Annotated in this window: 21 protein-coding genes; 12 read left to right on the forward strand and 9 right to left on the reverse strand. The window is 73.6% G+C overall.

Translation table 11 applies throughout. The annotated features are described in order from the left end of the window. Nucleotides 1-30 precede the first annotated feature (30 nt). On the reverse strand, nt 31-852 hold the full coding sequence (locus ABEE00_RS20030; RefSeq protein ID WP_345746942.1) for a nucleotidyltransferase domain-containing protein: 822 nt from the start codon (nt 850-852) through the stop codon (nt 31-33). Between the two features lie 164 nt (nt 853-1,016). Between ABEE00_RS20030 and ABEE00_RS20035 the strand changes: the two genes are divergently transcribed. Further along, a complete protein-coding gene (locus ABEE00_RS20035; RefSeq protein WP_345746943.1) occupies nt 1,017-2,585 on the forward strand; it encodes an MFS transporter in 1,569 nt (522 codons plus the stop codon). 141 nt (nt 2,586-2,726) lie between these two features. Here the strand turns inward: ABEE00_RS20035 and ABEE00_RS20040 are convergent, their stop codons facing one another. Further along, nucleotides 2,727-3,698, reverse strand: coding sequence for a GDSL-type esterase/lipase family protein (locus ABEE00_RS20040; RefSeq protein WP_345746944.1), 972 nt, complete (start codon nt 3,696-3,698; stop codon nt 2,727-2,729). A 229-nt stretch (nt 3,699-3,927) separates the two neighbouring features. On the opposite strand from ABEE00_RS20040, the gene ABEE00_RS20045 reads away from it, so the two are divergent. Further along, nucleotides 3,928-4,689, forward strand: a complete 762-nt coding sequence (locus tag ABEE00_RS20045; protein ID WP_345746945.1) for a PepSY domain-containing protein — start codon at nt 3,928-3,930, stop codon at nt 4,687-4,689. Between the two features lie 59 nt (nt 4,690-4,748). Here the strand turns inward: ABEE00_RS20045 and ABEE00_RS20050 are convergent, their stop codons facing one another. Then, a complete protein-coding gene (locus ABEE00_RS20050) occupies nt 4,749-5,069 on the reverse strand; it encodes an NIPSNAP family protein (protein ID WP_345746946.1) in 321 nt (106 codons plus the stop codon). Between the two features lie 80 nt (nt 5,070-5,149). Between ABEE00_RS20050 and ABEE00_RS20055 the strand changes: the two genes are divergently transcribed. Next, entirely contained in the window at nt 5,150-5,452 is a 303-nt protein-coding gene (locus ABEE00_RS20055; protein ID WP_345746947.1) for an ArsR/SmtB family transcription factor, read from the forward strand. Between the two features lie 33 nt (nt 5,453-5,485). Here the strand turns inward: ABEE00_RS20055 and ABEE00_RS20060 are convergent, their stop codons facing one another. Continuing rightward, a complete protein-coding gene (locus ABEE00_RS20060; RefSeq protein WP_451918626.1) occupies nt 5,486-6,346 on the reverse strand; it encodes an AraC family transcriptional regulator in 861 nt (286 codons plus the stop codon). 49 nt (nt 6,347-6,395) lie between these two features. Between ABEE00_RS20060 and ABEE00_RS20065 the strand changes: the two genes are divergently transcribed. Next, nucleotides 6,396-6,845 (forward strand): DUF2000 domain-containing protein, encoded by a 450-nt coding sequence (locus ABEE00_RS20065; protein WP_345746948.1) that lies wholly within the window; start codon nt 6,396-6,398, stop codon nt 6,843-6,845. A gap of 25 nt (nt 6,846-6,870) precedes the next feature. Here the strand turns inward: ABEE00_RS20065 and ABEE00_RS20070 are convergent, their stop codons facing one another. Then, the gene (locus tag ABEE00_RS20070) at nt 6,871-7,683 is read right to left on the reverse strand and encodes a maleylpyruvate isomerase family mycothiol-dependent enzyme (protein ID WP_345746949.1); all 813 of its coding nucleotides are present in this window, start codon (nt 7,681-7,683) and stop codon (nt 6,871-6,873) included. An 84-nt stretch (nt 7,684-7,767) separates the two neighbouring features. After that, nucleotides 7,768-8,700: a LysR family transcriptional regulator gene (locus ABEE00_RS20075; protein ID WP_345746950.1), complete on the reverse strand. Its 933-nt coding sequence runs from the start codon at nt 8,698-8,700 to the stop codon at nt 7,768-7,770. Nucleotides 8,701-8,893: 193 nt separating this feature from the next. Here ABEE00_RS20075 and dnaE point away from each other — a divergent pair, with 193 nt between their 5' ends. Then, on the forward strand, nt 8,894-12,502 hold the full coding sequence (gene dnaE / locus ABEE00_RS20080) for a DNA polymerase III subunit alpha (RefSeq protein ID WP_345746951.1): 3,609 nt from the start codon (nt 8,894-8,896) through the stop codon (nt 12,500-12,502). A 19-nt stretch (nt 12,503-12,521) separates the two neighbouring features. On the opposite strand, the gene ABEE00_RS20085 is transcribed toward dnaE, so the two are convergent. Continuing rightward, nucleotides 12,522-12,926, reverse strand: coding sequence for a cupin domain-containing protein (locus tag ABEE00_RS20085; RefSeq protein ID WP_345746952.1), 405 nt, complete (start codon nt 12,924-12,926; stop codon nt 12,522-12,524). A gap of 52 nt (nt 12,927-12,978) precedes the next feature. Here ABEE00_RS20085 and ABEE00_RS20090 point away from each other — a divergent pair, with 52 nt between their 5' ends. Then, nucleotides 12,979-13,983 (forward strand): GlxA family transcriptional regulator, encoded by a 1,005-nt coding sequence (locus ABEE00_RS20090; protein ID WP_345746953.1) that lies wholly within the window; start codon nt 12,979-12,981, stop codon nt 13,981-13,983. Nucleotides 13,984-14,090: 107 nt separating this feature from the next. On the opposite strand, the gene ABEE00_RS20095 is transcribed toward ABEE00_RS20090, so the two are convergent. Then, nucleotides 14,091-14,333, reverse strand: a complete 243-nt coding sequence (locus ABEE00_RS20095; protein WP_345746954.1) for a hypothetical protein — start codon at nt 14,331-14,333, stop codon at nt 14,091-14,093. Nucleotides 14,334-14,616: 283 nt separating this feature from the next. Between ABEE00_RS20095 and trxA the strand changes: the two genes are divergently transcribed. The 5 genes from trxA (at nt 14,617) to ABEE00_RS20120 (ending at nt 18,874) form a co-directional block, all read left to right on the forward strand. Further along, complete coding sequence (gene trxA, locus ABEE00_RS20100) at nt 14,617-15,006, forward strand: thioredoxin (protein ID WP_345746955.1); 390 nt, start codon at nt 14,617-14,619, stop codon at nt 15,004-15,006. A gap of 145 nt (nt 15,007-15,151) precedes the next feature. Continuing rightward, nucleotides 15,152-15,607, forward strand: a complete 456-nt coding sequence (locus ABEE00_RS20105; protein ID WP_345746956.1) for a hypothetical protein — start codon at nt 15,152-15,154, stop codon at nt 15,605-15,607. Between the two features lie 291 nt (nt 15,608-15,898). Next, complete coding sequence (locus tag ABEE00_RS20110) at nt 15,899-16,291, forward strand: hypothetical protein (RefSeq protein WP_345746957.1); 393 nt, start codon at nt 15,899-15,901, stop codon at nt 16,289-16,291. Between the two features lie 70 nt (nt 16,292-16,361). Next, nucleotides 16,362-17,582, forward strand: coding sequence for a PLP-dependent cysteine synthase family protein (locus ABEE00_RS20115; RefSeq protein WP_345746958.1), 1,221 nt, complete (start codon nt 16,362-16,364; stop codon nt 17,580-17,582). Between the two features lie 56 nt (nt 17,583-17,638). Next, nucleotides 17,639-18,874: an MFS transporter gene (locus ABEE00_RS20120; RefSeq protein ID WP_345747062.1), complete on the forward strand. Its 1,236-nt coding sequence runs from the start codon at nt 17,639-17,641 to the stop codon at nt 18,872-18,874. A 45-nt stretch (nt 18,875-18,919) separates the two neighbouring features. Here the strand turns inward: ABEE00_RS20120 and ABEE00_RS20125 are convergent, their stop codons facing one another. Continuing rightward, the gene (locus ABEE00_RS20125; RefSeq protein ID WP_345746959.1) at nt 18,920-19,813 is read right to left on the reverse strand and encodes a LysR family transcriptional regulator; all 894 of its coding nucleotides are present in this window, start codon (nt 19,811-19,813) and stop codon (nt 18,920-18,922) included. 157 nt (nt 19,814-19,970) lie between these two features. On the opposite strand from ABEE00_RS20125, the gene ABEE00_RS20130 reads away from it, so the two are divergent. After that, nucleotides 19,971-21,065 carry a zinc-binding alcohol dehydrogenase family protein gene (locus ABEE00_RS20130; RefSeq protein ID WP_345746960.1) on the forward strand — a complete coding sequence of 365 codons (1,095 nt, stop codon included), beginning with the start codon at nt 19,971-19,973 and terminating at the stop codon, nt 21,063-21,065. The last annotated feature ends 12 nt before the right edge of the window (nt 21,066-21,077 follow it).

Consider the following 21,077-nt stretch of genomic DNA (forward strand, 5'->3'; position numbering starts at 1 on the left):
GCGGGAGCGGTACGCAGGCCGGCCCGCGGCTCACTCCGGTACGAGGTCCCACTCGGCGCCGAGGGCCGCGCGCAGGTGCCAGAGCGCGGCGCGCTCCAGACCGCCGGGCCACTCGAGACCGCAGCGCCGGTGCACCTCCCGCGCGGCCGGCAGGAACGCGCGGGCGCAGGCGAGGTGCCCGGCGACCGCCGAGGCGCGGGTGGCCTCGACCGGGGGCAGCGCGGCGAGCGCGGCGAGGCGTTCCGCGGGCAGCAGCGCGTTCAGGCGCAGGGCGCCGCCGCGGTCCTCCACGGCCACGTCCTCCACCAGTAGCTGGATCAGGAGCTGCCGCAGCAGCCCCGTACCGGAGGCGGCGACCACGTACTCCCGCCGTCCCAGCACGACGGGCAGCAGCCCGAGCACCCGCAGGAACTCGGTGGTCAGCGCGGACACCCGCTCCGGATCGGGCGGCTGCGGTGCGCCCTCGATCCTCAGCCGGGAGGTGAGGTCCGCGCGGTCGAAGAGCGGTTCCAGCGTGGAGCGGCTGCGTTCCGGCACGTCGTCCGGGGTGCCGATCGCCACGTCGAAGCGCAGCCAGTCCGGCGTGATGGCGGTGAACACCGGGGCGCCGCCCACCTGTCGGCGCAGCACGGTGGGTGTGACGTGGTCGGACAGCGCGGGCCAGTCCGCGACGAAGCCTGGCAGGTCGTCGGCGGACACCACGAGCCACACGTCCACGTCGCTGTACGCGTCGGCGGTGCCGCGCCCCCTGCTCCCGCTCAGCCAGGCCGCGAGCACGCGCGGGTCCTCGGCCAGTACGCGGTGGATGCGGGCGATGAGGGCGTCAGGGGTGCGGGGAACGTCGGCGGTCATCGCCTGACGGTAGGTCACCACCGGCCGCGCGCGTGACCGATGGCGAGGGCACGACGGCGGGGCGCGATGGCGAGGGCACGAGCGCGGGGCAATCGAGGGGACTCGCCCCGGGGCGCGGGCCGGTGCGGGGCCTGGGGCGTACCGGTCTGGTAGCCCGGGGCAGCATGGACCACACTCCGCTCGCTCCCCGCCGCCGGTGGGCCGCGACCGCCGCGCTGTGCCTGGGGCTCTTCCTCCTCGGGCTGGACCTGACGGTGCTCAACGTGGCCGTCCCCGGGCTCCAGGCCGACCTGGACGCCTCCATGGGCGAGACCCAATGGGTCGTCGACGCCTACGCGTTGGTGCTCGGCGGCCTCGTCCTCACCGTCGGCGCGCTGACCGACAGGCTCGGGCGGCGGCGCGCGTTCGTGTGCGGCGTGTACGTCTGCGCGCTGGCCTCGGTGTGCGGGGCGGTCGCCGCCGACCCCGCGCAGGTCATCGCGGCGCGCGCCGGAATGGGCGCGGGCGCCGCCCTGTTGATGCCCGCCACGCTCTCGATCGTCAGCGCGCTGTTCCCCGACCCGGCGGAGCGGGCCCGCGCGATCGCGCTGTGGACCGCGGTCGGCGGCCTCGGCGGCGGCTGCGGCCCCGTGATCGGCGGCTGGCTGGTGGACCAGTTCTCCTGGCGCGCCGCCTTCTGGATCAACCTGCCCTTCGCGCTGGCCATCGTCGCGCTCACGCTGTGGCTGGTACCGGCGTTCCGCCCCGTACGGGGTACGCGCGCCGACCCGCCCGGCGCCGTGCTCTCCGCCGCGGGACTGCTCGCCCTGGTGTGGTCGATCATCGAGAGCCCGGGGCGCGGCTGGACCAGTCCCGAGGTGCTCGCGGGGTACGCCGGTGCCGGGCTGCTGCTCGTGCTCTTCGTGCTGTGGGAGCGGCGCACCCCGCACCCCATGCTCCCGCCGGCGCTGCTGGGGCAGCGGCGGATCAGCCTGTCGGCGGGAGCGCTGGCGATGATGTCGTTCGCGCTGTACGGCTCGCTCTTCGTGGCCACGCTGTATCTGCAAGGGGTGCTGGACTACTCCCCGTGGCGGGCCGGCCTGTGCACCCTGCCGCTGCCCGGCGGGCTCATCGTGGGCGCCGCGCTGTCGGTGCGGCTGGGCGCACGGTGCGGCCAGCGCGCCACCCTGCTGCTCGGCCTCGCGGTGGTGGCCGGCGGATTCGCGGTCCTCGCGGGCATCGGCCCCGACTCCGGCTATCCGCCCCTGGCCGCCTTCCAGATCATCGCCGGTACGGGCGCGGGGCTGATCGCGACCGCCGCGACCGCGAGCGTGATGGACGCGGTGCCGGAGGGTCAGGCCGGGCTCGGCTCGGCCGTCAACGACGCCACGCGCCAGGTGGGGGTGGCCCTGGGCGTGGCGGTGCAGGGTTCGGTGCTGGCGGCGGGATACGGCGACCGCATGTCCCGCGACCTCGCCGCCGCGCACGCCCCCGCCGCGCTGGACCCCGCGACCGACAACATCCTGGCCGCCAGGGCGCTGTCCGACCACGTGCCGGCCGGGTCACGGGAACGCCTGCTCGACAGCGCCTCGGAGGCGTTCACCTGGGGCATGACCCACGCGGCGCTGGTGGCGGGAGCGGTGGTGACCCTCACAGGACTGGCCGTCTGGCGCTGCCTGCCCGGCCGGCGGCGCGCGGCCCCGCGCCCTGAACCGGCGACGGAGTCCACGCCGGTCACCCACCTCACCGCATGAGCCGAACTCGCCGCCGTACGAGGGGAGGCCAGCGGGTGCTCTCGTACGGGGCGAGTTGAGCGGGCTCCTTCGTACGGGGCGGGTTCGGAGGGAGCCCGCGCACAGCGCGGGTTCGGCGGGCTCCTCCCGTGCGGCGCGGGCTCAGCGAGGCGCTTCGGCGTACTGCGGGGCGCCGCGGCGCGCACGGGACGGCGGCGGTGCGGCCGCTGCCCCGGGCGGGCGCACGCTCAGGACGGCCCGGCCCGGAGTCGTGCTGGAGGTCAGATGGGCGTCCTGGGTGCGGGCGGCCAGCCGGGCCGCCCTGCGCAGCGGGAGCTCCCGGGGCCGCGCCGAGTCCTCGGGGGCCGGGCCGCCCGCGGCGGCGACGACGTCGAGGGCGATACGCGCGCACTGCCGCGCGTATCCCGCGGCCGAGGGATGGAAGCGGTCGGCCGACAGCAGTTCGTGCGGGCGCTCACGGAAGGCGGGGTCGGCCAGCGACGCCACCCGCGCCCCGTGCCGCACGGCGTGCACGGCCTGGAGCGCGCCCGTCCTGCGCGAGCGCCAGGTGAGGAACGCCCGCACCGGACGCGAGAACAGCCCGCTGCTCCCGGTGTCGGGCGAGGTCGTGACCACGACGGAGGTGCCGCGCGCGGCCAGCTCGCTCACGTACCCGCCGAGCCGCCGCGCCGCCCACCGCACGGGGAGCGGCAGCAGCGTGTCGTTGCCGCCCACCACGAACAGCGCCACATGCGGCCGGTGCTGCCGCGCCTTGGCCACGCACCGGGCCAGCCCGAAGGTGCCGGTGCCCACCGCCGCGCACACCTGGAGGTCCACCGGGCGGCCCAACTCCCGCACCACGGACCGCGCCACCACGCCGGCCGGCGCCTCGTCCCGCGCCCGTACGCCCAGGCCCAGCGCGCAGGAGTCGCCGATCACGGAGATCCGTACGGGCTGCGGCTCCTCCGCGTACACGGCGTCTCGCAGCTCGTACCGGCCGCTCACGTCGAAGGACGCGCGCGGGTCGATGTGCAGCAGCGGGCGCAGCACGGTGTGCGCGTAGAGCCGGGCGAAGCTCTTGGCGAGCCTCTTGCACACTGCGGGCTCGGAGGAAGACGGGGAGGTGGGCGGCATGCGTCGGCAGACTCCTCGGGATCGGCGCGTACGGCTCGGTACGCGTGCGGACGGGCAGGGACGCGTGGCGGTGGCCGTGTGCACGGCGCCGCTGCGTGATCCTCCCCGCCGGGAGGCGCGCTGCCCCGGGGTGGCGGCAGAGGGCATCCGCCTGGCGGACCGCATCCAGCCTGACGACGTACCGGGGCGCGTCCGCCGCTGGCGCCCCCTTCGTACCTATGGTCCCTATATGGAGACAGATGCGATGGAGCAGGCCGGGCACGGAGAAGGGGCCGTGCGTGGGGATGAGGCGGTGGGCGCCGGAGCGGTGGCGCGTGCGCTGCCGTCGGTACGCCGTGTCGCGGGCGGCGTGTGCGCGCTGGCCGCGGCGGGGGCGTTGCTCGCCGGGTGCGGAGGCGGGGGTGGGGGTGCCTCGCCGTCGTCGTCGGGGTCGTCCCCGTCCTCCCCGTCCTCGCCGTCCGCCTCGCGCTCGGGCGGCGGGAGTTCGGCGGGTGCGGGCGAGCTCACCGAGGACCAGCGGGAGCGGAAGGAGCTGCTGCCGAAGGCGAAGGTGGGGTACGACAAGGCGTTCGCCGCCGCCACCGACGTCGTGGCCGACACCGAGCCGGTCGCGACCGAGCTCAAGGCCGGTACCGACGGCCATCCCGTGTGGGTGACCGAGGTGGCCACCTCGCGCGGCACGGCACACGTCGTACGCGTCGACGCCGTCGGGGGCAAGGCGCAGCAGCCGCAGGTCAAGCAGGAGGACGAGGACGACCGCAAGAAGCTGGCGAAGCGGCTGGACGGCGCGAAGGTCAGCGCGCGGCAGGCGGCCGCGACGGCGACGGACAAGAAGGAAGGGACCGTCGCCGCCGTGGAGTTGGACGACGACGACAGCGGCAAGACCATCTGGTCCGTGGACGTCGTCACGCCGAAGGACTGGAACAAGACGACGTACGACATCGACGCGTCGAACCGGAAGGTGCTGCGGGAGCACGTCGACCGGGATTGAGCGGGGCCGGTCGCGCGGGGGTGCGTGCGGCCGGCCGCCGGTCCGCGATCGGGGCCCGGTTACCGCACCGGGGAGAAGTCGGTGGGCTTGAGGATGCGGTTCTCGATGTTCAACAGGAGCCCCTCGCGCTTCATTTCGGCCACGTACTCCTGCCAGGCGGGGTCCGCGTACAGGGCGTTCCTGCGGCGTTCGCGGTCGGCCTGGCTCTCGTACGCCCACAGGTGGACGACCTGGTCGAGCCGCCCCTCGACCGGCACGAACCAGCCGAGGCAGCGACCGAGGTACCTCTCCTGGAGCGGGAAGCCCTTCTCGCGGTAGAGGGCGACCCAGTCGTCCACGCGGGTGGGCTGGATCGTGTACGTGCGGTGATCGACGATCACGGCGTTCTCCCTTCGACGGTGGGCCCGCAAACTCTACATCGACGATCGTCGATTATCGATGGACGGGTTACGGTGATGCCATGCGCTCGATCGAACACCCGCAGCTCTCCGCCGTGTCGCTCTCCGACGCGCTCGCGGCGCTCGCCGACCCGAGCCGCCGGGCGATCGTGCGGGTACTGCTGGACGGCAAGGAGCACCTGGCGGGCGACTTCGACCTGGAGCTCGCGCAGTCGACGCTCAGCCACCACATGAAGAAGCTCCGGCAGGGCGGCATCACCCACAGCCGCCCCGAGGGCACGCGGTGCTGGGTCTCGCTGCGGCCGGAGTTCGGGGAGAGGTTCCCGGGGCTGCTGCAGACGGTGCTGGAGCTGGACGGGGGCTGAGTCGCGAGTCCCGTACGGGGCGGGCCGCGCGGGTCAGGTGTCGGTGCCGGCTGCTGCTGTCGTTGCCGTTGTCGCTGCTCGTCCCGAGCGGGCGAAGCGTGCGGGCGTCGTCCCCAGGATCCGCTTGAAGTGCCTGGTCAGATGGGGCTGGTCGTAGAAGCCCGTGGCGGTGACCACCTCGGCGGCCGGCCGCCCCTCCAGGAGGAGGCGCCGTGCGCGGTCGACCCGGCGGCTCATGAGGTACTGGTGCGGCGCGATCCCGAAGGCGCCGCTGAACGCCCGTACCAGGTGCGCCGGATGCGCGTGCAGCAGCCGGGCGGCCTCCTCCAGCGCCATGCCGGGCACCAGCCGCTCGTCGAGCAGATCGCGCAGGTCGTGGGCGACGCTGCGCGCGGTGTCCCGGGGTGCTCCGGGGAGTTCCAGGCGCGGGCGCAGGAGCCCGCGCAGTCGGTCGCCGATCAGCGCGAGGCGGCTCTCCGCCTCCAGCTCGTCGCCCCGGCGCGCGACGGCGGCGTGGAGCTGGCCGACCCGCCGGCGCAGCAGGGGATCGACCAGATCGGGACCGTCGACAGCGGGCCCGATGAACCGTTCATCGAGCTCGTCCAGATCGAGATACAGCACGCGCTTGCGGAACCCCTGCGGGGTGGCCGCCGACCCGTTGTGCGGCACCTGCGGCGGCAGCAGCGACACGGTGTCCCCGGGGGTCCCGCGCTCATGCCGGTCCAGGTCGTACCGCACGGCCCCGTCGTCCACGATCAACAGCGTCCACGCGTCGTGCACATGCATCGGATAGGCATGCTCGGTGAACCGCGCATGCAGCACTTCCACGACACCGGGAACGGCGGGCCGCCAGGCGGAGACCTGCTGCCGGGGCACCATCTGTCGGGGCACCATGCAAGAAACGTACAAGACCGCGCTCAGGCCGGGTCGGCAGCATCGGGGCATGAGCACGACGACCGAGACCCCCGCCGCCGACACCCCCGTCCGCTTCGATACCAAGATCGCCGTACTGCTGCGGGAAGACCTGGAGACCTGGCAGCGGCTGAACGTGACCGCCTTTCTCGTCAGCGGGCTGGGTACGGAGGTGCCCGAGGTGATCGGCGAACCGTACGCGGACGCCGACGACACCCCGTACCTGCCGATGTTCCGCCAGCCCGTGCTGGTCTTCGAGGGCACGAAGGAGAACCTGGCGACCGCGCACCAGCGCGCCCTCAACCGCGCGCTGCCCCGCTCGGTCTTCACCGCCGACCTCTTCACCACCGGCAACGACCGCGACAACCGCGCGGCGGTCCGCGCCGTCCCCACCGCCCACCTGGACGTGGTCGGCCTCGCCGTCTACGGCCCGCGCAACGCGGTGGACAAGGTACTCAAGGGGGCGCGGATGCATCCGTGAGCCTTTCCGGGGCCCGCCCCGCGCCTCAGATCGGCGGTGCCAACGTGAAGTAGCGGTCCGGGAGTGAGGGGTCGCCCTTTGCTGAGGGCAGTTCGTGGGACGGTATGCGGCGCCACAGGAACAGCATCAAGTCCGAGGCCGTGCCTGAGAGTTCGAGGTCGGCGGGGGCGGGGCCGTGGTGCAGGTGGAGGTGGGTGTCCTCGAAGGTGACGTGCCAGGACTCGGGGCCGTCGGTGCGGTGGAAGGCGAAGCGTTCGCCCGCGCCCGGCGGCGCCTCCCGCCACTTTCGGCGCGCCTCCACCATGTACTCGAACGTCTGCGACACCGCGTCCGCCGCCAGCTCCCCGTCCACCGCACGCGGCGCGCGGCCCGCGGTGCGCTCCGCGTCCCAGCGGTGCACGGACGCCTCGATGGTCTGCATGCGCTTCCAGAAGCCGACGGTCTGATCGCTGGACCAGGTCCACACCGGGGTGGTGTCGGGGGAAGTGGAGAAGAGTCCGGCCAGTGCGGCCACCCCCTCCGCGTACCAGTCCACCAGCGTTCCCGGTACCGGCCCCCGGTTCGGCGCCTCCTCCGGGCGCGGCCAGCCCCGTACGTCCTCGGGAAGCTGGAGGAAACCGAGGTCGGTGCCGGCCGGCTGCTCCGTGAGGCGTTCGCGTACGAGGCGGGCGACGTACCGGTGCACCGAGCCGAGGTGCACGATCAGGTCGCCCATGGCCCAGTCCGGGCAGGTGGGGACCATCGGCGCCGGTTCGACGCCCACCGCCGCGCGCGCCACGTCCTCGAACGCCCGCGCCTCGCGCCGGAAATGGGGGAGATAGTCCATGGAGGGAGCCATGGAGCGAGACTGCCATGGGGCTACGGGGAAGCGGTACGCCTTTCCACGCCGTCGCCGCACCCCGCCGCCCCCGCGGCCCGCGCCTCACCCGCGTACCCACCCCGGCACCCAGATCTCCCGCGCGGGGAGCCGGAGTTGCGCGGAGCGCAGGTGTTCGCGGAGCTTCGGCAGCGCGGGGTGCGGATTGTCCGTGTGCCACAGCAGTGAGTGCGGGTAGACCGGCGTCGGGCCGTGCAGGGGCACGCGGCGCATGTCGTGCCCCGCGGGCCACACGAGCGGCGTGCGCTCGCTGAGGAAGGTCGCCAGCGTGGTGGAAGCGGCCACGGTGTCCAGCAGCGCCTCGATCCCGAAGTCGGGCCCCACCGCGTCGATGCTGAGCCCGAACTCCGAGGCCAGCGCATCGTAGTAGGCCGCCCACTCAGTGCCCTCGGCGTTGCCGGGCATCCAGATCCGGTGCCCGGCGAGCTGTGCCGGAGCGATCGCGCGCTCGGCGGCGTACGGATGGCCTGGACCGGTGAACAGCTCCAGCGGCTCGTCGAAGACCCGCGCGGTCTCGATGTCCGCGGGCAGCTCCCGGCCCGGCATGGTCACCGCCCGGAAGGTCGCGTCGATGGTGCCCGAGCGGAGCGCGGACACGGCCTGGTCGACGTCGTAGAGGGTGACGACGTCGAGCTCCACGTCGGGGTGCGTGCGGTGGAAGTCGCGCAGCAGCCCCGCCGTGGAGACGCGGCGGCCGATGACGTCCACGCGCAGCGCCCGGCTCCCGGGGCGCACCGAGGCCGCCGCGCGCTCCTCGGCTCGGAGCAGCGCGCGGGCGTGCGGCAGGAACGCCTGCCCGTCGATGGTCGGCTGGGCGCCCCGCGCGCCGCGCGTGAACAGCCGCACGCCGAGGCTCTTCTCCAGCGCGGCGATCCGCTTGGAGACGGCCTGCTGGGTGATCTCCAGCTCGGCAGCGGCGTCCTGGAACTGCCCGGTGTCGGCGGCGGTGACGAAGGTGCGTACGGCGGTGAGGTCCACGCGCCGGAGTCTAGGCATACAACGCATGGTTGTACGAAGCAGGTCCGCCGGTTGTTTGATGCGGGCCGCGCAGCTGGCTTTGATGTGCCGGGTCGGGGAGCGGAAGCCCGCGCAAAGGGCGTGCTCAGCGGCAGCCTAAGGCGCCGCGCCCGCGACGGACCCTGCCCGTACGCCGCCCGGAGGTGACCCACCCGTGCCGGATTCCTTCGTGCATCTGCACAACCACACGGAATACTCGATGCTCGACGGCGCGCAGAAGCTGCGGCCCATGTTCGCCGAGGCGGAGCGGCAGCGGATGCCCGCGCTCGGCATGAGCGATCACGGCAACATGTTCGGAGCCTATGAATTCGCCCAGGTGGCAAGGGACTTCGAGGGGGTCAGGCCGGTCCTGGGGATCGAGGCGTACGTGGCGCCCTCCTCGCGGCATTCGCGCAAGCAGGAGTTCTGGGGCCCGGGCGGGCGCCGCGCGGTGCGCGAGGACGGCGAGGGCTCCAAGGACGTCTCCGGCGGCGGCCGCTTCACGCACATGACCATGTGGGCGCGGAACGCGGAGGGCCTGCGCAACCTCTTCCGGCTGAGCACCCGCGCCAGCTACGAGGGCCAGTTCCCCGCGGGCAAGCCGCGCATGGACCGGGAACTGGTCGCCGAGCACCCGCAGGGGATCATCGCCACCACGGGCTGCCCCTCAGGGGAGATCCAGACGCGGTTGCGCCTCGGGCAGTACGCGGAGGCGCGCGCGGCGGCAGCGGCGTACCGGGACATCTTCGGCGCGGGAAACTACTTCCTGGAGCTGATGGACCACGGCCTGGACATCGAACGCGAGGTACGCGAGGACCTGTTGCGCCTGGCCAGGGACCTGGACCTGCCGCTTTTGGCCACCAACGACGCGCACTACACCACCGAGGACCAGGCCGAGGCGCACGACAACCTGCTGTGCATCGGCGTCGGCAAGAACAAGGACGACCCGCGCCGCTTCCGCTTCAGCGGCTCCGGCTACCACCTCAAGACGGCGGCCGAGATGCGCCGCCTGTTCGCGGAACTGCCTGAGGCCTGCGACAACACCCTCCTCATCGCCGAGAGCGTCGAACCGTACGACGAGGTCTTCGACCACCGCGACGAGATGCCGCGCTTCCCCGGCGTACCCGAGGGCGAGACGCAGGAGTCCTGGCTGCGCGCCGAGGTGCTGCGCGGTCTGGTGCGGCGGTACGGGGACCCGGTGCCGGCGGAGGTGCTGGAGCGGTTCGAGACCGAGATGGCGGTGATCGGGCCGATGGGCTTCAGCGCGTACTTCCTGGTCGTGGCGGACATCTGCCGCTTCGCGCGGGAGAACGGGGTGCCGTTGGGTCCAGGGCGCGGCTCGGCCACGGGCTCGCTGGTGGCGTACGCGGTCCGGATCACCGAGCTGTGCCCGCTGGAGCACGGCCTGCTCTTCGAGCGCTTCCTGAACCCCGAGCGCATCAACCCGCCCGACATCGACCTGGACTTCGACGACCGGCGCAGGGACCGGATGGTGCGGTACGTGACGGAGAAGTACGGCGAGGAGTACACCGCGCTGGTCAACACCTTCGGCACCATCAAGGCCAAGAACGCGATCAAGGACTCGGCGCGCATCCTGGGCTACCCCTTCGCGCACGGCGAGCGCATCACCAAGGCCCTGCCGCCGGACCAGAACGGGAAGCCTGCGCCGCTGGAGGCGCTGTTCGACCCCGCGCACGAGCGGTATGCGGAGACCGGTGAGATCCGGAAGCTGTACGAGGGCGCCCCTGATGTGCGGCGGGTGATCGACACCGCGCGCGGCGTGGAGGGCCTGACCCGCGGCACGGGTGTGCACGCCGCCGCGGTGATCCTCTCCAAGACGCGGCTCACCGACCGCATCCCACTGCACATGCGGGCTTCGGACCGCGTACGGATCACCGGCTTCGACTACCCGTCGTGCGAGGCGATGGGCCTGGTCAAGATGGACTTCCTGGGGCTGAGGAACCTCGGCGTCATCGACCAGGCCCTCGAGAACATCCGGGAGAACCGCGGCGTGCGGCTGGCCACCGTCGAGCCGGAGGAGGGCACCTCGGGGGACGGCGGTGCCGAGGACACCCTCGTGATCCCGCTGGACGACGCGCGGACCTACCGGCTGCTGGCCGACGGCAACACGCTCGGCGTCTTCCAGCTCGACGGCGGCGGCATGCGCGCCCTGCTCAAGCTGATGGAGCCCACCCGTTTCGAGGACATCGCCGCCGCCAACGCCCTCTACCGGCCAGGCCCGATGGCCGCCAACGCGCACACCAATTACGCGCTGCGCCAGAACGGAAAGCAGGAGCCCACCCCGGTCCACCCGGAATTGAAGGAGGCGCTGGACCCGATCCTCGGCTCCACCCACCATCTGCTGATCTTCCAGGAGCAGATCATGGCCATCGCGCGGCAGTTGGCCGGTTACACCCTGGGCGGTGCCGACATGCTGCGCCGGGCCATGGGCAAGAAGAAGCCCGAGGTGCTGGCCGCCGAATGGGAGAAGTTCCACGCCGGAATGCGCGCCAACGGATATTCCGACGAGGCCGTGCGTGCTCTGTGGGACGTGATGCTGCCCTTCTCCGGATACGCCTTCAACAAGTCGCACACCGCCGGGTACGGGCTGGTCTCGTACTGGACCGCGTACCTGAAGGCCAATTACCCGGCCGAATACATGGCGGCCCTGCTCACCTCGGTCGGCGACGACAAGGACAAGGCGGCGGTCTATCTCGCCGACGCGCGCCGCAACGGCGTCCGCGTGCTCCAGCCCGATGTGAACGAATCCGCCGCGGAATTCACCGCTGTGGGCGACGACGTACGGTTCGGGCTGCGCTCGGTGCGCAACGTCGGGGACGGCGTGATCGAGGCGATCGTGCGGACGCGGCGCGAGGGCGGGCCCTTCGTCTCCTTCGCCGACTTCCTCGACAGGGCCCCGCTGCCCGCGCTCAACAAACGCGCCGTGGAATCCCTCATCAAGGCGGGCGCCTTCGACTCGCTCGGACACTCGCGCAAGGGGCTGCATGCCGTGCACGAGGACGCCGTGGACGCGCTCGTTCCGGTGAAGAAGGCGGCGGGGTTCGGGCAGGAGGAGTTGTTCGCGGGGGTGGGTGGGGAAGGGGGCGAAGTCCAGTCCCCCGGGCTGGACTTCGCCGTCTGTGGGGAGGAGTGGTCGCGCCGGCACCTTCTCGCCGCTGAGCGCGAGATGCTCGGTCTGTATGTGTCCGCGCATCCGCTGGACGGGGCCGAGCATCTCCTCGCGGGCGCGCGCGACTGCACCGTCGCCGACCTGCTCGCCTCAGGGCGCACCAGCGGCGAGGTGCGGCTCGCCGGGCTGATCACCGGGGTTCAGCGCAAGGTCACCAAGCAGGGCAGGGCCTGGGCCGTGGTCCAGCTCGCCGACCGGGACGCCGGGATCGAGGTGCTGTTCTTCCCCGCCGCGTACGAGCTCGTGGAGCACGCCCTGGTGGAGGACGACGCGGTCTCCGTACGCGGAAAGCTGGAGGACCGCGACGGCACCCTGAATCTCTTCGGGAAGGAACTGGCCGTGCTCGACGTGTCCTCCGCCGAACACGGCGGACGGCCTCCTGTGCACCTCGCCCTGCCCGAACACCGCGTCACCGAGCGGTCGGTGCGCGAGCTCAAGCGCATGCTCGCCGAGCACCCGGGGGAGAGCCCCGTGCGGCTCAGCGTGCGCGGAGTACGCAAGACGACGGTGTACGCGTTGACGGCCAGGGTGGATGCGGCGTCCCTCGCCTCCGAGGTGAAGGGCGCCTTCGGGGCCGAGGCGTGGGCGGGGTGAGGGTGAGGGCGCGTGGCGCTCAGGCACCGAGGCGGTGGCCCGTCGTCGCGTCCACGTGGTCCGGTACCTCCTCGTGGCGGTCGCCCACCGAGGACGTCCCGGTGGGCTCGAAGAGCAGGATCGCGGCGCCGCCGGGCGCGTACGGCTTGTGCTCGGTGCCGCGCGGCACGGTGAAGACCGCGCCGCGCGGGAGCCGCACCGTGCGCTCGTTCCCGGACTCCCTCAGCCCGATGTGCAGTTCGCCGTCCAGTACGAGGAAGAACTCGTCGGTGTCCTCGTGGACGTGCCAGACGTGTTCGCCCTCGACCTTGGCCACGCGTACGTCGTAGTCGTTCACGCGCGTGACGATCCGCGGGCTCCACAGGGCGTCGAAGGAGGCCAGGGCCTCGGCGAGGGAGACGGGAGTGCTGGGTGCGTCGGTCATGCACGGCATCCTTCCCGGCCCGCGCGCTGCACGGGAGTGCTAGGAATGGCACATGCCGCAACGATCCTCGCAGCAGTGCCGGCAGCCGTCCGACGAGAACGGGCTCCACCGCGTCGTCGTGATCGTCGACGCCAACTCCAACCCCTTCGAACTCGGCTGCGCGACCGAGATCTTCGGCCTGCGGCGGCCCGAACTCGGCCGTGACCTCTACGAGTTCGCGCTCTGCTCGCCCGAGCCGCGCACCCTGATGCGGGACGGCTTCTTCACGCTCACCGGAGTGGGGGAACTGGAGGCCGCCGATGAGGCCGACACCGTCATCGTCCCCAACCGCCCCGACGTGGAGGTCCCGCGCCGCCCGGCCGTGCTCGACGCCGTACGCCGCGCCCACGCACGCGGCGCGCGCCTGCTCGGCTTCTGCAGCGGGGCCTTCACGCTGGCCGAGGCCGGAGTGCTGGACGGGCGGCGCGCGACCGCGCACTGGCAGTGGGCCGATGCCTTCCGCGCCCGCTTCCCCGACGTGAAGCTGGAGCCCGACGTGCTGTTCGTGGACGACGGCGACATCCTCACCGCCGCGGGCAGCGCGGCCGCGCTCGACCTCGGGCTGCACGTGGTACGCCGCGACCACGGCGCCGAGGTGGCCAACGCGGTGAGCAGGCGGCTGGTGTTCGCCGCGCACCGGGACGGCGGACAGCGGCAGTTCGTCGAGCGCCCGGTGCCCGACACCCCGGACACCTCCCTCGCGCCGCTGCTGGCCTGGGCGCAGGAACGCCTCGACACCCCGCTGTCGGTGCCCGGAATGGCGGCGCGCGCTGCGGTGAGCCCGGCCACCCTGCACCGCCGCTTCCGCGCGCAGCTGGGCACCACGCCGCTGGCCTGGCTCACGGGGGAGCGCGCAGCCCTGGCCTGCCGCATCATCGAACGCGGCGAGACCAGCTTCGACCTGGTGGCCCACCGCAGCGGCCTGGGCACGGCGACCCATCTCCGTACGGTGATGCGCCGCACCACGGGCCTGAGCCCCCAGGAGTACCGGCGGAGATTCGGCCCCGGGGAGCGGTGAGCCGAGCGGCACCGGCCCGCCCTCAGCCGCCCCCTCTGCCACTCAAGGGGCAAACGGAGGCCCGGCCCCGCGGCGTGCTGCCGCCGGGGCCGGGCCGGTGCCCAGGGTCAGGAACCGCCCTGGCCGCCCTGACCGCTCAGGCTGCCCAGGAGCGGACCCAGCACGGGAATCTGCTGCACCATTCCGCCGATCGCCCCGCCGCCGCCACCGCCGTCGGCGGCCGGCGCGGGAGCGGCCTGCTCCTGGCCGGGTGCCGGCGCCCCGGGATCGGCGGCGACCGCCGAGGAGGCGCCGCCCAGTGCGGCACCCGTGGCCAGGGCGAGGGCGGCGAGCGTCGTACGTACGCGCATGGAAATCTCCCTTCATAAACGGGCCGGTCCTCACCGGCCCATGCAGGCGAGATTTGCCGGGGAGCGCGGCGCGCGCACATCGGGCTGGTCCGGTACAGCGAGGCCGCACACCCCCGTACGGGCGCCGCGGACAGTCCGGGGGTGTGCACAGCGTGTCGCCGAAACGGTGCGTTCTGGCGGGGAGGGAATGGGGAAGGGGGCGTACGCGTTACGGTCGGCGGTCGCACCGGTTCGCGCCATGGGCCGGCGCGCGTACCGATGCACCCCAACGCAGGAGCTGTACATGAGCACCGTTGAGCTCACCGCGGACAACTTCGACGAGGTCGTCTCGGCCAACGATTTTGTCCTGATCGACTTCTGGGCGAGCTGGTGCGGGCCCTGCCGCCAGTTCGCGCCCGTGTACGAGGCCATGGCCGAGAAGCACCCCGACCTGACCTTCGCCAAGGTCGACACCGAGGCGCAGCAGGAGCTCGCCTCGGCCTTCGGCATCCAGTCGATCCCGACGCTGGCGATCATCCGGGAGCGGATCGTGGTCTTCTCGCAGGCCGGCGCGCTGCCCGAGCAGGCGCTGGAGGACCTGATCCGCCAGGGCCGCGAGCTGGACATGGAAGAGGTGCGCAAGTCCGCCGTCGAGGCGGGCGCCGAGGAGGAAGCCCCCGGCACCGCGAGCTGAGCCCGGCTCCCAGCCGGCCCACACCGGCCCCCGCCGCGCGTACGCCCCGTACGCATGCGGCGGGGGCCGGTGTGCTTATGCCACGTTGGCTCGATGTTTCCCGCGTGGCCGCCGGGACGCGCGGAGATGCCGTTAACATCACGGCGTGATGACGGTACGGCTTCCCTCCGCGACGCAGCGGACCCGCACGCTCGCGGGCCCCGCGCTCGTGCTGTGGGTGGCCGTGCTGCTGTTCGGCCTGGTGGCCGGGCACGGCGTGTGCGGGCAGAGCGCACAGGGGCACTCGATGCTCGGCGCCGCGAGGGCCCAGACCGAGGCGGTCGCGCACCCGGCCGGCTCCGAGGCGCCCGAGGCCCCTTCGGCGCGGACCACCGCGACCGACGCGCACCACGAGCACGGCGAGGGCTCCCCGCATCCCGCCGAGGACTGCGTCGCAGCGCAGCCCCAGCAGGCACCCCCGCTCGCGGCGCCCTGCGCGCCGGCACCGGCGGGCGACACGCCCGTGGCTCCGGCGTCCTCGCCGGCGGCCGACGGGCGAGAGGCGCACGCGGCGCCCGTTCCGTGGCTCAGTGCGCGAAGTTCCGTGGTGCAGCAGGTATAGAGGCGGCCCTGCACCGGCTCCGCCTGGCTTCTCACCCGTTGCCTCACCTGCTGCCTCGCCTCGCGTACATGCGGTGCATCCGTTGCATCCGTACGCGGGACCGGCCGCGCGCTCGGACGCGCGGCGCGGAGGGGCGGCCTCCGTACGGAGGAACGATCCGTGCCGCACCACCGCACCCGAGCCCCGCTCTCCCCGCTCCCGCCTTCCCGACCTCCGCTTCCCCGGCCCCGGCTCCGGCTCCGGTCCCGGCCCCGTCCCCCGCTTTCCCGACTCCGTTACGCCCCGCGCCGGTTGACCGTGCCGCTGCTCTGCCTGCTGGCCGGGCTGCTGGCGATGACGGCGCTGTGCTCCCCCTCGCACGCGGGGGACGCGGCCGCGCACGGCCATGGGCGCGGCCACGGCGCGCGGTCCGGCGTCGAGCACGTACACCAGGAGCCGGACCACCAGCAGCCCGGACACCACAAGGGCTCGCACACCCCCGACCACTGCCTGCACGGCGCCCCGCTGCGCTCGGCGCCCACGACGGGCGAGGGCTTCCTCGCGGCCGCCGCGCCGCCGGCCGCGGCCCTGGCGCTGGTCGTCACCCCCGTACGTACGCGTGCGCCGCCGCTCCACGCGCACAGACCCCGCAGGACGCTCTCGGGCCGCGAGGCGCTGCTCGTCATCTGCCGGTGGCGGATCTAGATGCCGCGCGGCCGGTCACCGCACCGGCCCGCCGCGACCGCCATCCTTCGACGACGCGAACGAGAGCGAAATGCATCAGTCTCAGCCTCTGATCAAGTCTCAGTCTCCGACGAAGTCCCAGCCGAAGTCCCAACCCCTGACCGATCCCCAGCCCCTGGCCGAATCCCAGCCTCACGGTGCCGGTGCCGCCGCCGGGATTCCCGCGCGCCCGGCACTCTCGCGGCTGGTCGGCGACACGCCCGTGCTGCGGGTCTCCGCGCCCTTCACCCCTCCGGAGCGCGGCTTCTGGGCCAAGCTGGAGGGCTTCAACCCCGGCGGCATCAAGGACCGGCCCGGACTGCACATGGTCGAACGTGCCCGGGTGAAGGGCGAGTTGGCACCCGGCGCGCGGATCGTGGAGTCCACCAGCGGCACCCTGGGCCTCGGCCTCGCGCTGGCCGGGCTCGTGCACGGGCACCCCGTCACCCTGGTCACCGACCCCGGGCTCGAACCCTCCATGAACCGCCTGCTCACCGCGTACGGCGCACGCGTGGACACCGTCGCCGAGCCGCATCCCACCGGCGGCTGGCAGCAGGCGCGCCGTGAACGGGTGCGGGAAGTGCTGGCGGAGGAGCCGGGTTCCTGGTGCCCTGACCAGTACCACAATCCCGACAACGTCTCCGCGTACACCCCGCTCGCGCTCGAACTGGCCTCGCAGCTCGGCCACATCGACACGCTCGTGTGCAGCGTGGGCACCGGCGGGCACTCCGCGGGGCTCTCCCGCGCGCTGCGGCCGCTCTACCCCGACCTGCGGCTGATCGGGGTCGACACGACGGGCTCCACCATTTTCGGCCAGCCGTCCAGGACGCGGCTGATGCGCGGGCTGGGGTCCAGCATCCATCCGCGGAACGTGGCGTACGAGCAGTTCAGCGAAGTGCACTGGGTCTCGGCTCCGGAGGCGGTGTGGGCCTGCCGCACGCTGGCCTCCTCGCACTACGCGACCGGCGGCTGGAGCGTGGGCGCCGTCGCGCTGGTCGCCGGGTGGGCCGCGCGGACGCAGCCGCCCGGCACCTGCGTGGCCGCCGTCTTCCCCGACGGGCCGCAGCGGTATCTGTCCACCGTGTACGACGACGAATTCTGCGCGGGGAACGGTCTGTTGGACGTGCCGCCGCCCCTTGAGCCCGAGGTGCTGGGGCGGCAGGACGAGAAGGAGGTCACGCGGTGGACCCGGTGCACGGCGGTGACCGACCCGCTGGCGGGCCCCGCCGCGGCCTCCGTGACCGCCCCGCTCATCGAGGGGAGCGCGCGGTGAAGAAGCAGAGCACGCTCGCCCAACTGCGCTCCTACGAGCGCAGCGTCCAGCTCCTGATGGTCAATCAGTTCACCATCAACCTGGGCTTCTACATGCTGATGCCGTACCTGGCGCAGCACCTCTCCGGGAGCCTGGGCCTGGCCGGGTGGCTGGTCGGATTCATCCTGGGCGTGCGGAACTTCAGCCAGCAGGGCATGTTCCTGTTCGGCGGCGCGCTCGCCGACCGCTTCGGCTACAAGCCGCTGATCGTGGCCGGGTGCCTGCTGCGTACCGTCGGCTTCGGCACGCTCGGTCTCGTCGACTCGCTGCCCGCGCTCTTCGCCGCCTCGGCGGCCACGGGGCTCGCGGGCGCGCTGTTCAACCCGGCGGTGCGGGCCTATCTTGCGGCCGACGCGGGGGAGCGCAGGGTCGAGGCCTTCGCGCTCTTCCAGGTCTTCTACCAGGCGGGGATCCTGCTCGGCCCGCTCGTCGGGATGGTGCTGACCGGCATCGGCTTCCGTACGGCGTGCCTCGCGTCGGCGGCGGTCTTCGCGGTGCTCAGCCTCGTACAGATCCGCTCGCTGCCGTCCCGGGGCGCGGACGAACAGCGGTCGGGGGCGCGGGAGAAGGTGCTCGCGCAGTGGCGCGGCATCCTGGCCAACAGGCCGTTCCTGCTGTTCTCGGGCGCGATGATCGGCTCGTACGTGCTGTCCTTCCAGGTCTATCTGTCGCTGCCCCTGGAGGTGCGGCGGCTGGGCGGAGGCGGCCAGTCCGGTACGGCGGCCGTGGCGCTGCTCTTCGCCGTGTCCGGGCTGAGCACGATCCTCTTCCAGACCCGGGTGACCGCGTGGTGCAAGGCCCGGCTGGCGCCGGGGCAGGCGCTGGCGTGGGGGCTGACCTCGATGGGGCTCGCGTTCGTGCCGCTGCTGCTGGTCACCGGGCTGCCGGTGCCGGAGGGCGGCGCGGCGCGCTGGCTGTTCGCGGCCGGGCCGCCCGCGCTCGCCGCGCTGCTGCTGGCGCTCGGCACGATGCTGGCGTTCCCCTTCGAGATGGACACCATCGTCCGCCTCTCCGGCGACCGCCTGGTGGCCACGCACTACGGGCTCTACAACACCGTGTGCGGGGTCGGCATCACGCTCGGGAACCTGCTCACGGGGGCCGCGCTGGACGCGGCGCGCGAGGCCGGGGTCCCGGCACTGCCGTGGATCTGCCTCTCCGCGTTGGGCCTGGCCTGCGCGGCGGCCCTGTACGGCCTGCACCGCACGGGCCGTCTGGCGACTCCGGTCCCGACGCCGGAGCCCGCGCCTGCCTGACGAGGTGTACGGGGTGGGGCGGGCGTCTTCGGGGCGCCCGCCCCCTCAACCGGCCGGCGTGAGCGCCCGGGTGACGGCGGCGACCGCCGGGGTCGGGCGGCCCGGCAGGCGTGCCGTGAGGACGCGGCGTACCTCGGGCGGCGCGCCCTCGACGCGCAGCAGGCACACCCCGGGCGGCAGCAGCGGCGCGAGCCCGAGCGGCACCGTCGTCACTCCGAAACCGCCCGCCACCAGCCGGAGTTTCGTGAGCCAGTCGCGGGCCGAGTGGAGGACGCGCGGGCGCCCCGGCAGGCCGGGCCAGACGCCGAGCAGCGGTTCGGAGCCCGAGGACGGCGTGGCGATCCACGCGGCGCCGGCGAGTTCGTCGGCGTGCACCGCGGTGCGCCCGGCGAACTCCCCGGTCGCCGAGGCCGCCACGGCCAGTTCGGTGTCCTCGACCGTCTCGGTGTGCAGGCGCGGCGCCTCGCCGTCCGACAGCCTGTGCGGCGGCCGGGAGGTGAGGACGGCGAGGTCGAGGGAGCCCGCGCGCAGCGCCCTGGTCAGCGCCGGTGTGGTGCCCTCCCGCGTGGTGACCGTGAGCTGCGGGTCCGTGGCGGCGAGGCGGGCGAGCGCGGTGGGCAGGAGCGCCGCTCCCGCGCCGGGAACCGCGCCGAGCCGTACCGTCTCGTGCCGTGGTGCGGTACCGCTGATGTCGCGCTCGGCGGCCGCCACGGCGTCCAGGATCGTGCGGGCGTGCCGCAGCAGCGCCAGCCCGGCCGAGGTGAGCCGCACCCCGTCGGCGCGCCGCTCGAACAGCGCCGCTCCCGCGCTCCGTTCGAGGGCAGCGGCCTGGCGCGAGACCGCCGACTGCGTGTAGCCGAGCCGGCCGGCCGCCGCGGTGAAGCTGCCCGACTCCGCGATCTGCCGCAGGACCCGCAGGTCCGCGCTGGAGATGTCCATGCGCCCTACGCATACCAGCCATGCGAGACCTTCGCTTCCCGCATGGCTGTCCCCGCTCTAGCGTCTTTGCCGGCGGATCACGAATCACGGTCACGGATCACCGGTCACGCATCACGCATCACCGGTCACGGGCCCGTACGGAAGCGGAGGTCATCGCGTGCGCGCAGCAGTTCTGACGGAGTTCGGCGTTCCGCTCACCGTGCGGGAGGTGCCCGACCCGGAGCCCGGGGGAGGGGAGGTGCTGGTCGAGGTGGTCGCCGCCTGCGTCTTCCCGTACGCGGCCGAGGTCTTCGGCGGTGAGCGCGCCTATCCCCTCGTGCCGCCGGTCGTGCCCGGCACCGGCGGCGTGGGGCGGATCGTCGGCGCCGGCCCGGACGCCACCCGGCTGCGCCCCGGCGACCTGGTGTGGTGCGATCCGACGGTGCGGTCGCGCGACGACGCGCTGACGCCCGACATCGCGCTCCAGGGCTGGAGTTCGCGCGGCGAGGGCGGCGCGCGGCTCGCCGAGCACCTGCACGACGGGTCGTTCGCCGAGCTGATGAGGGTCCCGACGGAGAACGTCTTCCCGCTGCCGGCCGAGGCGGCCGACGACCCAGCACGCTGGGCCGCGCTCAGCGTGCTCGGCGTCCCCTACGGCGGGCTGCTGGCCGGTGAACTCCAGGCGGGCGAAACCCTGTTGGTCAGCGGCGCCACCGGGAACCTCGGCAGCGGCGCGGTCGCGCTCGCCCTCGCGATGGGCGCGGGCCGCGTGGTGGCCCCGGGCCGTGACGGGGCGGTGCTGGACATGCTCGCCGAACGGTTCGGCCCGCGCGTACGCCCCGTACGGCTGACCGGCGACGAGGACGCCGACCGCTCGGCGATGCGCGCCGCCGCGGACGGGCCCGTGGACATGGTGCTCGACCTGCTCCCGCCGGGCGCGCCCTGCGCGGCGGTGCGCGCGGCCGCCATGACCGTGCGCGAGCGCGGCCGGGTCGTGCTCATGGGCGGCGTGGGCATGCTCGGCGGCGACGACCTCGCGCTGCCGTACCCCTGGATCATGCGCAACTCGGTCACCGTGCGCGGGCAGTGGCTCGCCCCGCGCACGGCGAACCCGGGCCTCGTCCGGCTCCTCGCCGCGGGCGCCCCGGACCTCGCCGCCGAGCGGGTCGCGGTCTTCGGCCTCGACGCCGTGAACGAGGCGATCGCCCACGCGGCCTCGCACGGCGGGCCGTTCGACCGCACCGTGCTCACCCCGAACGCGGACGCGGGCTGAAGCAGTCCGCGC

Origin of the sequence: Streptomyces odontomachicola (assembly GCF_039605595.1) — a bacterium.
Lineage (GTDB): Bacteria > Actinomycetota > Actinomycetes > Streptomycetales > Streptomycetaceae > Streptomyces.

Bases quoted from the DNA above. Each gene is read 5' to 3' on its own strand.
- ABEE00_RS20030 (WP_345746942.1), bottom strand. From the start codon at position 852: ATGACCGCCGACGTTCCCCGCACCCCTGACGCCCTCATCGCCCGCATC.
- ABEE00_RS20035 (WP_345746943.1), top strand. From the start codon at position 1,017: ATGGACCACACTCCGCTCGCTCCCCGCCGCCGGTGGGCCGCGACCGCC.
- ABEE00_RS20040 (WP_345746944.1), bottom strand. From the start codon at position 3,698: ATGCCGCCCACCTCCCCGTCTTCCTCCGAGCCCGCAGTGTGCAAGAGG.
- ABEE00_RS20045 (WP_345746945.1), top strand. From the start codon at position 3,928: ATGGAGACAGATGCGATGGAGCAGGCCGGGCACGGAGAAGGGGCCGTG.
- ABEE00_RS20055 (WP_345746947.1), top strand. From the start codon at position 5,150: ATGCGCTCGATCGAACACCCGCAGCTCTCCGCCGTGTCGCTCTCCGAC.
- ABEE00_RS20060 (WP_451918626.1), bottom strand. From the start codon at position 6,346: ATGGTGCCCCGACAGATGGTGCCCCGGCAGCAGGTCTCCGCCTGGCGG.
- ABEE00_RS20065 (WP_345746948.1), top strand. From the start codon at position 6,396: ATGAGCACGACGACCGAGACCCCCGCCGCCGACACCCCCGTCCGCTTC.
- ABEE00_RS20070 (WP_345746949.1), bottom strand. From the start codon at position 7,683: ATGGCTCCCTCCATGGACTATCTCCCCCATTTCCGGCGCGAGGCGCGG.
- ABEE00_RS20085 (WP_345746952.1), bottom strand. From the start codon at position 12,926: ATGACCGACGCACCCAGCACTCCCGTCTCCCTCGCCGAGGCCCTGGCC.
- ABEE00_RS20090 (WP_345746953.1), top strand. From the start codon at position 12,979: ATGCCGCAACGATCCTCGCAGCAGTGCCGGCAGCCGTCCGACGAGAAC.
- ABEE00_RS20095 (WP_345746954.1), bottom strand. From the start codon at position 14,333: ATGCGCGTACGTACGACGCTCGCCGCCCTCGCCCTGGCCACGGGTGCC.
- trxA (WP_345746955.1), top strand. From the start codon at position 14,617: ATGAGCACCGTTGAGCTCACCGCGGACAACTTCGACGAGGTCGTCTCG.
- ABEE00_RS20115 (WP_345746958.1), top strand. From the start codon at position 16,362: ATGCATCAGTCTCAGCCTCTGATCAAGTCTCAGTCTCCGACGAAGTCC.
- ABEE00_RS20120 (WP_345747062.1), top strand. From the start codon at position 17,639: ATGGTCAATCAGTTCACCATCAACCTGGGCTTCTACATGCTGATGCCG.
- ABEE00_RS20125 (WP_345746959.1), bottom strand. From the start codon at position 19,813: ATGGACATCTCCAGCGCGGACCTGCGGGTCCTGCGGCAGATCGCGGAG.